Source organism: Hyphomonas sp. UBA3601 (genome assembly GCF_002375605.1).
Classification (GTDB): Bacteria; Pseudomonadota; Alphaproteobacteria; order Caulobacterales; family Hyphomonadaceae; genus Hyphomonas.
In genome coordinates, this window is sequence record NZ_DFME01000085.1 from 41848 (window position 1) to 42076 (window position 229).

Consider the following 229-nt stretch of genomic DNA (forward strand, 5'->3'; position numbering starts at 1 on the left):
GAAAGAAGCAGCTGGCAGATCGCGACACGGCGAACCTCGCCGCCGGACAGGCTTTCCACATCCGCGTCATCATCGGGGCAGCGCAGCGCGTTCATCGCCATCGAAATCTTGGAGTCGATGTCCCATGCGTCAGCCGCATCGATCTTCTCTTGCAGCGCCGTCATCTGCTCCATCAACTCGTCGGAATAGTCTTCGCCAAGCTTTTCTGAAATGGTGTTGAACTCGTCCA

At 57.2% G+C, this 229-nt stretch carries 1 pseudogene; it reads right to left on the reverse strand.

The annotated features are described in order from the left end of the window. Nucleotides 1–229: pseudogene (locus B4F73_RS08690) on the reverse strand (energy-dependent translational throttle protein EttA); the annotation flags it as partial.